The organism is Nonomuraea sp. NPDC001684 (assembly GCF_053596515.1).
In genome coordinates this window covers 19,168-28,608 of the sequence record NZ_JBSFGJ010000079.1, presented here as the reverse complement: position 1 = coordinate 28,608, position 9,441 = coordinate 19,168, and the positions used below count along the sequence as shown (strand labels likewise).

Sequence of the window (9,441 nt, the reverse complement as noted above, 5' to 3'; positions counted from 1 at the left end):
CACTCATACAGGGTGGCGAACGCCTCGCGCGAGCCCTGCCAGAAGCGGCGGCGCGAGCAGGTCCGCCGGGAAGATCCCGGTGCTGGTCGCCGGGTCGGCCTCGGCGAGCGGCAGCGGCCACTGCGGCGGCGCGGGCCAGAGCGGCTTGACGAACAGCGGCCCCGGCTCGGCCGGCACCGATCCGGCGAAGTGCACCCGCAGGATCGCGGGCGGCTCCGGCCAGGGCAGACGTCCCAGGACGTCCCGCAGCGGCGCGACCGCGAGCGCGCCGTACACGTCGGCGACCGGCTTCGGCGCCCGCCCGCCGGCCAGCGCGGTCAGGGCCATGTCCAGGACCTCGCGGAAGCGGTGGCCCGCCCCGAAGGCGAGCTCGTCGGCGGTGTCGGGGGCGACGTCGAGCACCCAGGCCAGCTCGGCCCGGCTCAGCCCGCACACCGCGCACAGCACCAGCACCTCGCGCTGCTGCGGGCGCAGCTCGCGCAGCACGCGCTCGACCAGCGCCGAGGCCGGGTCGATGAGCGGGTCCACGACGGGCGGGGCGTAGACGACGTCCCGCCGGCGGATCTGGCGGCGGGCGTAGGCGTACAGGGCGGCACGGGGCGGGGCGACGTCGGGGACGCCGGACAACACGGACGCCAGGACGTCGGACGCGGTGCCCGGATCGCCGAGCTGGTCGGCGCAGTACGCGAACAGCCCGGCGGCATGGCGGTCGTAGAGCTCTGCGATCAGTTCTGTGCGGGGGCGCTGACCGGTGAGCGGCTGGGACACGGGGCCGATCCTCTTGCTAAATGTGCGGACGCTGAGGTGAGGGGTACGCGTCTGGAGTTTGTGGAGGTAATCATGCCAACTCACCCAGGTGCGGCGCACCACTTGATCGGAAATTCCGGTAAATCTCCCTGGTCAGTGAAACGTTTAAGCCGTCCCCCGTGGGGACACAGGGGTGAGGGTCGCCGTAGTCTTGTGGGCCACCGAGATCATGCGGCGGTCGTGGCAGGGGGGCCGCGGCCCTGCCATCGAGCGAGAGGTCACGCGTGATCACATTCGACGCTGTCACCAAACGCTATCCAGACGGCACCACCGCCGTGGACGCCCTCTCCCTTGAGGCGCCCACCGGCGAGATCACCGTGCTGGTGGGCCCCTCGGGCTGCGGGAAGACGACGTCCCTCCGGATGATCAATCGCATGATCGACGCTTCCGAGGGACAGATCCTCCTCGACGGGGTGCCCGTGAGCGGCATCGACCCGCCCACGCTGCGCCGCGGCATCGGGTACGTCATCCAGCAGGCCGGCCTCTTCCCGCACCGGAAGATCGTCGACAACATCGCGACGGTCCCGTACCTGCTGGGCTGGGACAAGAAGAAGGCCCGCGCGCGGGCGATGGAGCTGCTCGAACGCGTCGGCCTCGACCCGGCCTTCGCCGGCCGCTATCCCTTCCAGCTCTCCGGCGGGCAGCAGCAGCGCGTGGGCGTGGCCAGGGCGCTGGCCGCCGACCCGCCCGTGCTGCTCATGGACGAGCCGTTCAGCGCGGTCGACCCGATCGTCCGCACCAGCCTCCAGGACGAGCTGCTGCGCCTGCAGGCCGAGCTGAACAAGACCATCGTGTTCGTCACCCACGACATCGACGAGGCGATCAAGCTCGGCGACCGGGTGGCCGTGCTGCGCGTCGGCGGGCGGCTGGCCCAGCTCGCCGACCCCAAGACGCTGCTGTCGGAGCCGGCCGACGACTTCGTCCGCGAGTTCCTGGGCCATGACCGGGGGATCCGGCGGCTGCAGTTCATCTCCACGAAGGGGCTGCGGCTGCGTACCGACCTGACCGTGCGCGAACGGGCGGCCAGCGACGAGCCGTGGCTGCTGGTCGTGACCGACGACGACCGGCCCGTGGGCTGGTTCGCCGGGTCGCGGCCCGAGGAGCTGGAGCCGTACGGGACGTTCGTGCTCGGCCGCGACTCGATGCGCTCGGCCCTGGACGCGGCGCTGCTGTCGCCCTCCGGCTGCTCGGTCGCCGTGGACGAGGACGGCAGGGTCGTCGGCGTGGCCACCAGGGAGGCCCTGGACGAGGCGCTGGCGGAGGCCGCCGATGCGTGAGGGTCCGCCCAGCATCTGGGAGTGGATCGCCCGCAACTGGGACACCGGCCGCGCCGACAGCATCAGGAACCTGCTGACCGACCACCTGACCATGTCCCTGGTGCCGATCCTGGCCGCGCTGGTGCTGGCGTTGCCGCTCGGGCTGGCCTGCGTGCGCTGGCGCTGGCTCTACCAGCCCACCTCGGGCCTGATGAACGTCGTCTACGCGCTGCCGTCGCTGCCGGTGTTCATGCTGCTGATCTCGGTGACCGGGCTGTCGCAGACCACCGTGATCATCCCGCTGACCTTCTACGGCATGGCCGTGCTCATCCCGGCCGTGGTCGACGGGCTGAACTCGGTGCCCGACCACGTGCGCCAGTCGGCCGTCGCGATGGGGTTCACGCCCATGCGCCGCCTGCTGCAGGTCGAGCTGCCCATCGCCACACCGGTGGTGCTGGCCGGGCTGCGCGTGGTCGCGGTCTCCAGCATCAGCCTGGTCAGCGTTGGCGCGCTGATCGGCCAGGGCGGGCTCGGCGGGCTGTTCACCCGGGCCTACCAGAACCCGTTCATGCCGCCGGTGGTCACCGGCATCGTGCTGATCGTCGCGCTGGCGCTGGTCGCCGACGGCCTGCTGGTCCTGGCCCAGCGCCTGCTCACCCCCTGGGTGCGCGCGCGGAAGGGGACGTCGTGAGCTGGTTGGGCTCGTTCTTCGGCTGGCTGGCCGACTTCTTCGGCACCGGGGCGAACTGGGCCGGCCCCGACGGCATCCCGGCGCGGCTGCTGGAGCACCTGGAGTTCTCGGCCCTGGCGCTGGTGCTGGCGATGCTGATCGCGGTGCCGCTGGGGCTGGCCATCGGCCACACCGGCAGAGGCGAGGTCGTGGTCGTCATCTCGGCGAACCTGGCCAGGGCACTGCCGACGCTCGGCCTGCTGGTGCTGTTCGTGCTGCTGCTCGGCACGTCCTCGATCTGGCCGGTGATCATCCCGCTGGTGCTGCTGTCGGTGCCGCCGATCCTGGTCAACACCTACGAGGGCATCAAGGGCGTCGATCCGGAGCTGCGCGACGCGGCGTACGGGATGGGGCTGCGCGGCGGGCAGGTGCTCGGCCGGGTGCTGGTCCCGGTGGCGCTGCCGCTGATCCTGCTCGGGCTCAGGCTGTCGGCGATCCAGGTGGTCTCCACCACGACGGTCGCGGCGTACACGGGGCTCGGCGGGCTCGGCCGGTTCGTGATCGACGGTTTCGCGACCAAGGATTATGCGAGCGTTGTGGGGGGTTCAGTACTGATTGTGCTGTTCGCGCTTGTCGTGCAGATCGTGTTCGCCCTCATCCAGAGGGTGACCGTTTCGCCGGGGGTGAGCCAGAGACTGAAGGTTCGATAGTCTCCGGTATTACCTGCCGCTTTAGAAGGGAAATTCACACATGAGACGCATGATCGGCACCGCGGCGGTGCTCGTGTCGGCGACGCTGGCGCTGGCCGCCTGCGGCGGCGGGAGCGGCGGTGGGGGCAACCCGCTCGACACCACGAGCGCGGCGCCCAGCGGCTCGGCCTCGGCGGCCGGAAGCAAGGCCGTCATCGGCTCCTTCGACTTCGACGAGAGCGTGCTGCTCGCGTCGATCTACGCCCAGGCCCTTGAGGCCAAGGGCGTGCAGGTCGAGGAGAAGCCGCGCATCGGCAGCCGCGAGGCCGTCTACGACCAGGTCAAGAACGGCGGCCTGACCATCGTTCCGGAGTACAACGGCAACCTGCTGGCCTTCGTCGACCTGAAGAACACCGCCTCGACGACCGACGAGGTCAACGCGGCGCTGAAGGAGAAGCTCCCGGCCGAGCTCGAAGTGCTCGACTCCTCCCCGGCCGAGGACAAGGACAGCCTCTCGGTCACCAAGGACACCCAGACCAAGCAGTCGCTGAACACCATCGAGGACCTGGCCAAGGTCTCCAAGAACATGGTCGTCGGCGGCCCGCCCGAGTTCAAGAAGCGGTGGGAGGCGCGCTTCAAGGAGGTCTACGGGCTGGAGTTCAAGCAGTGGGAGCCGAAGGGCCCGGCCACGGCCGACGCCCTGAAGGACGGCTCGATCCAGGTCGGCAACGTGTTCACCACGGACCCCAAGATGCTGGCCAACAACCTGGTGCCGCTCCAGGACACCAAGAACATCTTCCCCGCCCAGAACGTCACGCCGCTGCTGTTCAAGTCCGGCGCGAACGACACGATCCGCACCACGCTCAACGGCATCTCGGCCAAGCTGAGCACCCAGTCCCTGCTCGACATGATGCAGAAGATCTCCGTCAACAAGGACGAGCCCGCCACGGTGGCCAAGGAATGGCTGACCTCCAACGGCCTCGCCTGACGCCCGCGGCGGGGGCCTCCGGCCGGAGGTCTCCGCTGTGAGCGAGTTCACGGAGGCGATGGCGCAACTGGCCGCGGGCGTCGCGGTGATCACCGTCCGGGACGGGCGTGACGACCTGGGCGTGACCGTGTCGGCGCTGATGTCGGTCTCGGCCGAGCCGCCGCTCGTGCTGATCAGCCTGGCCTCCCGCGGCTACCTCTGCGAGGTGCTGCTCCGGCAGGACCGGTGGGCGGCCTCGCTGCTGTCCTCCGGCCAGGCCGCGATCGCCAGCCGCTTCGCCACCGCCGGCCGTCCCAGCGCCCGCCTCCTGCTGGCGGGCACCCCCCACCACCGGGGGGCGCACACCGAGGCGCTGGTGGTCGAGGGCGGTGTGGCGGCCCTGGAGGCCGAGACGACCCAGGTCGTCCCGGCCGGCGACCACACGCTCTTCGTCGCCCAGGTGCTCGCCGTCCCCTATGTCACCCCCGCGCTCCAGCCGTTGGTACGGCTGCGCGCCCGCTACCGGCCGATGGGATGCTGAATGCGCAGTTTCCTCTTCCTCCTGGGCGGCAACCGCCGTGACGGCAACACCGAGACCCTGGCCAGGCACGCCGCCGCCGCGCTGCCGCCGGACGTCGGGCAACGCTGGCTGCGCCTCGACGACCACCCGCTGCCGCCCTTCCGGGACATCCGCCACTCCGGCGACGGCCTCTACCCCGTCCCCGAGGGCGCGGAGAAGCTGCTCGCCGAGGCCACGCTGGACGCCACCGACCTGGTGATCGTCTCCCCGCTCTACTGGTACAGCGTCTCGGCCACCACCAAGCTCTACCTCGACCACTGGTCGGCCTGGATGCGCGTCCCCGGCTACGACTTCAAGGCCCGCATGGCGGGCAAGACCGTCTGGGCGGTCACCACGATCAGCGAGGAGGACGAGTCGGTGGCCGATCCGCTGATCGGCACGCTGCGCCTGTCGGCGGAGTACTTCGGGTCGTGGGGCGGCGCGCTCATCGGCTACGCCAACCGCCCCGGCGACATCCTGCGCGACACCGGCGCCCTGGAACGGGCCGCGGCCTTCTTCAGCCCCGGCGCTCGAAGTGCGGATACAGGGTCGTCTTCTTCCCGGCCTTGACCAGCGTCTCGACGACCCGGCCCGTGAGGTCGACGACGCCCACGCCGTCCTTGACCGGGGCGAGCAGGTGCCGCTCGTCGTACCAGCCGAGCGTCGGGCCCCACACCGGGCTGAAGGCCAGCTTGATCCGGGTGACGGCCTTGCCGGTCCGGGTGTCCCAGACGCAGGCGGCCTTCTCCAGCGAGGTGCAGGCGGTGACGAAGCGGCGGCCCGACGGGCTGAACGCGCCGAGCCCGGAGGCGGCCGGGCGTCCCCGCACGTGCCAGGTCCGGGTGACGGCGCCGGTGAGGTCGTAGCGGCGGACCGCGGAGGAGCCGTTCTTGCCCCAGCGCACGACCACGCCCTTGCCGTCGTGCGTCCACTGGAAGCCGCCCATGGTGATGAGCGCCTTCTCGATCCGGACGAACCGGGCCTCCAGCGAGGGCACGTCGATCAGCACGATCCCCGCCGAACGCGGCTCGCCGCCCGGCTCGAACACGTTGAGCAGCAGGCGGCGGCCGTCCGGCGACCAGGTGGGCCAGCGCGTCTGCAGGTACTGGCCCGCCCGCTCGGGGTCCTCCGGCACGGGCAGCTCGACCTCGCTCTCCTTGCCCGACCGGCGGTCCAGGAAGGTCACCTTCGGCGCGCCGCCCGCGTGGTGGGCCAGCTTCACCTGCCAGTGCTCGTCCGGGGAGACGCTGACGATCATGCCCCCGTGGTCAGGGAGCATACAAGATCAAATTATCTGATGACGTACCAACCGGGCAAAGAGAGCGGACCGGTGGCGGGCAGGCCCAGCTCGGCCGACAGGCGGGCCAGCGGCCCCCAGGCGTCGAGCCGCATCCTGGCCAGGGCGGCGGACTTGTCCTCGCTGGACTCCGGCCCCCGCAGCCGCTCCAGCGGGTTGATCCTGGGATAGACGCGCACGGGGGCGTCGTCGGCGAGCCCGGCGCGCTCGCGGGCCAGGCCGAGGGCGTGCTCAAGGCCGCCCAGCTCGTCCACCAGGCCGTTGGCGTGGGCGTCCGCGCCGGTCCAGACCCGGCCTCTGGCCAGCTCGTGGGCGCGCTCGCGGGTCAGGCCGCGGCTCTCGGCGACCTTGCCCACGAAGTCGTCGTAGATGCGGTCGAGCCACCCGTTCACCCGGTCCCACTGCTCGGGGGAGAAGCCGCGGGCGGTGGAGAACATGCCGGCGTTGACCCCGTCGGCGACCAGTTCAGTATTTATCCCGATTTTTTGGAGCAAGTCAGTCATGACGGGCTTGCCGCCATAAACGCCGATCGAGCCGGTCAGGGTGCCGGGCTGGGCCACGATCACGTCGGCGCCCATGGACACGAAGTATCCGCCGGACGCGGCCAGGTCGCCCATGGAGACGATCACCGGCTTCACCCGGCGGGTCAGCGTCACCTCCCGCCACACCGTGTCGGAGGCCACGTACGAGCCGCCGGGGCTGTCTACGCGGAAGACCACGGCCTTGACGTGCTCGTCCCGGCGGGCCGCGCGCAGCGCCGCGCTGATCGTGTCGGAGCCCATCGCGCCGCCCCCGCCGAGCGGGCTGCGTCCGCTGCGGCCGCTCCTGATCTGCCCGCTGCCGTGCACGAGCGCGATGCCGTCGGCCATGGGGTGCGGCAGCTTCCGCACCGCCGCGCTCCTGGCGTACCGGGAGACGAACAGCAGGTGGGCCTCGCCGCCCGTGGCCCGGCGGACCTCGTCGTACACCTCGTCGCGGTAGGCGAGGGCGTCCACCAGGCCGCTCTCCTGCGCCTCGGACGCGGTGAAGGGGCCGCGGTCGATCAGTTCGCGCACCTTGGCCGGGTCGAGCCTGCGGCCCTCGGCGATGCCGTGGACGAGCTGCTCGGCGACCGACTCCACGATGCGGGTCATCGACTCGCGGTGGGGCTCGGTCATGTGGTCCTGGGTGAAGGTGTTGACCGCGGTCTTGTACTCGTGCCGCTGCCCGGCCTCGACCGCCACGCCCACCTTGGTCAGCGCGCCCTTGAGGAAACGCTGCTCCATCGCCACCCCCGTGAGCCCGACGTCGCCGCTGGGCTGGAGGTAGACCCGCTCGAACGCGGTGGCCAGGTAGTAGGGCACCGTGCCGCCGCTGAACTCCCCGAACGTCTCGGCGTAGGCCACCGTCAGCTTGCCGGAGGCGCGGAAGCGGGTGACGGCCTCGCGCAGCTCCTGGACCATGGCCAGGCCCATGGGGTTGCCGCCGACCTTGACCACCAGCGCCTTGACCCTGGAGTCCCGGCCGGCCCGCCGGAGGCCGGACAGCACGTCCGACAGACGGGTCTTGCGCATGGACAACACCGCGGCGACCGGGTCGGACGGCGGTCCTTCCGTGAGGCCCTCGGTGAGATCGAGCTCCAGGACCAGCGGGCCGGTGCGCCGCTGGCGAAGCTTGTCGACGGTTTCGAAGATCGCCCTGCCTGCGTCCATATAGCCACCCTAAGCGACACATTTCGTATCGGGCCCGGAAGAGGGCCAGGCGGCCGCCCGGGTAGGGGCGTCCGCCTGGAACCTGGGCCGATACCGGGTCAGCGGTGGCTGTGCAGGGCGGCGTAGACGTTGATGCGGGGGGTGGTGAGCTGGGTTCCCGCGCTGGCGTACGTGATCGGCTTGCCGGTGCGCCGCAACGCGTCGAGGAGCTGGTCGGAGGTGGCGTGCGCGCGCTTCTGCCGCAGCAGCGCGAACGAGCCGGCGACGTGCGGGGCGGCCATCGAGGTGCCGTTCAGCGTGGCGTAGGCGTTGCCGCTGATGGCGGCCGTGATCGAGACGCCGGGCGCGAACAGGTCGAGCATGGCGCCCCGGTTGGAGAAGGAGGCCACGGCGTCCTGCTTGTCGGTGGCGCCCACGGTCACGACGTTGGAGACGCAGGCGGGCCAGGAGACGGAGGCGTCGAAGCCGTTGTTGCCCGCGGCCACGACGGTGGCCACGCCCTTGGCCTGGAGCTGGTCCACCTCGGCCTTGAAGTCGGCGCCGTCGCCCTCGTCGCAGTAGGCGTCGTACTTGCCGCCGCCCAGGCTCAGGTTGACCGCGGCGATGTCGTACTGGTCGGCCAGCACGTTCGCGTACGCCATGCCGGTCAGGACCGAGGAGTCGTAGGCGAGCACGCAGGACGCCGCGGCGCCGCAGTAGGGGGAGTTGTCGAAGCGGCTGAAGACCTGGATCGCGATGATCTTGGCCTTGGGGGCGACCCCGGGGTTCGGGAACTCCTTGGTGGCCTGGCCCGCGGTGATGCCCGCGACGTGGGTGCCGTGGTAGCACAGGCCGTACTCGGGCCGGGGGGCGTTGCGCAGGCACGCCTCGGTCTCGGAGCTGGCCGCGCCGTCGCCGATCTGGAACTGGCTGCCGTTGGGGCACAGCGGCGTCGAGCCGTCGGCCGGGTCGGTGGCGGAGAAGCACGCCTGCGCCGCGATGCGGCGGCCGAAGGCCGGGTGGTCGTTGTCGATGCCGGAGTCGATGATCGCGACGGCGGTGCCCTTGCCGGTGAAGCCCTGCCGATGCGCCCGGTCGGCGCCGATCAGCGGCACGCTCTGCGCCAGCGAGGGCTCGTTGAGCCGGTCCTTGCGGATCGAGACGACGTCCGCCTGCTCGGCGACCTTCTCCAGCTCGGCGCGGGTGCCGCGGTAGACGAAGAAGTCGAGCTTGCCGGCCAGCTCGGCGGGCGGCGTGGCCACGACGTTGCGCTTGTCCTGCCTGACCCCTTCCGCACCGGCCAGGGCCGACTGCACCTGGGCGGGCTGGCGGACGCGGACGATGACGCGGTGCTCGCCCGTCGAGGTGACGGCCGGGTCGATCTTGGACTCGGGGTCGGCCAGGGCGGGGGTGGCGACCAGCGACGCAGCGGTGGCGGCGAGGGTGATCGCACCGGCCAGCAGAGACATGAGTCTCAACTGATCCTCCGGGGGGTCAGGGGGCGTTTGTGTAAAGAAGTGTAGATA

General features: G+C 71.2%; 10 protein-coding genes. 6 read left to right on the top strand and 4 right to left on the bottom strand.

What is annotated here, in order from left to right:
- Positions 1 to 3 precede the first annotated feature (3 nt).
- Positions 4 to 768 carry an RNA polymerase sigma factor gene (locus tag ACWCSD_RS17375; protein ID WP_449915989.1) on the bottom strand — a complete coding sequence of 255 codons (765 nt, stop codon included), beginning with the start codon at positions 766 to 768 and terminating at the stop codon, positions 4 to 6.
- A 263-nt stretch (positions 769 to 1,031) separates the two neighbouring features.
- Here ACWCSD_RS17375 and ACWCSD_RS17370 point away from each other — a divergent pair, with 263 nt between their 5' ends.
- Genes ACWCSD_RS17370 through ACWCSD_RS17345 form a run of 6 tightly spaced genes read left to right on the top strand, consistent with a single transcriptional unit; the run spans position 1,032 to position 5,518 of the window.
- Complete coding sequence (locus tag ACWCSD_RS17370) at positions 1,032 to 2,084, top strand: ABC transporter ATP-binding protein (RefSeq protein WP_352352266.1); 1,053 nt, start codon at positions 1,032 to 1,034, stop codon at positions 2,082 to 2,084.
- On the top strand, positions 2,077 to 2,754 hold the full coding sequence (locus ACWCSD_RS17365) for an ABC transporter permease (protein ID WP_352322038.1): 678 nt from the start codon (positions 2,077 to 2,079) through the stop codon (positions 2,752 to 2,754). Before ACWCSD_RS17370 ends, ACWCSD_RS17365 begins: the two co-directional genes overlap by 8 nt.
- A complete protein-coding gene (locus tag ACWCSD_RS17360) occupies positions 2,751 to 3,443 on the top strand; it encodes an ABC transporter permease (RefSeq protein WP_352352265.1) in 693 nt (230 codons plus the stop codon). Before ACWCSD_RS17365 ends, ACWCSD_RS17360 begins: the two co-directional genes overlap by 4 nt.
- Positions 3,444 to 3,483: 40 nt before the next feature.
- Positions 3,484 to 4,410: an ABC transporter substrate-binding protein gene (locus tag ACWCSD_RS17355; protein WP_449915984.1), complete on the top strand. Its 927-nt coding sequence runs from the start codon at positions 3,484 to 3,486 to the stop codon at positions 4,408 to 4,410.
- A gap of 37 nt (positions 4,411 to 4,447) precedes the next feature.
- Positions 4,448 to 4,930, top strand: coding sequence for a flavin reductase family protein (locus tag ACWCSD_RS17350; RefSeq protein ID WP_352352263.1), 483 nt, complete (start codon positions 4,448 to 4,450; stop codon positions 4,928 to 4,930).
- A complete protein-coding gene (locus ACWCSD_RS17345) occupies positions 4,931 to 5,518 on the top strand; it encodes a flavodoxin family protein (RefSeq protein WP_397164497.1) in 588 nt (195 codons plus the stop codon).
- Here the strand turns inward: ACWCSD_RS17345 and ACWCSD_RS17340 are convergent.
- From ACWCSD_RS17340 to ACWCSD_RS17330, 3 genes are all read right to left on the bottom strand, one after another.
- Positions 5,466 to 6,227 carry a TolB family protein gene (locus ACWCSD_RS17340; protein ID WP_449915979.1) on the bottom strand — a complete coding sequence of 254 codons (762 nt, stop codon included), beginning with the start codon at positions 6,225 to 6,227 and terminating at the stop codon, positions 5,466 to 5,468. The genes ACWCSD_RS17345 and ACWCSD_RS17340 overlap by 53 nt on opposite strands.
- Before the next feature lie 11 nt (positions 6,228 to 6,238).
- Positions 6,239 to 7,936: a signal peptide peptidase SppA gene (gene sppA, locus ACWCSD_RS17335; RefSeq protein WP_397164501.1), complete on the bottom strand. Its 1,698-nt coding sequence runs from the start codon at positions 7,934 to 7,936 to the stop codon at positions 6,239 to 6,241.
- Positions 7,937 to 8,034: 98 nt separating this feature from the next.
- Positions 8,035 to 9,384 (bottom strand): S8 family peptidase, encoded by a 1,350-nt coding sequence (locus ACWCSD_RS17330; protein WP_449915990.1) that lies wholly within the window; start codon positions 9,382 to 9,384, stop codon positions 8,035 to 8,037.
- Positions 9,385 to 9,441 lie beyond the last annotated feature (57 nt).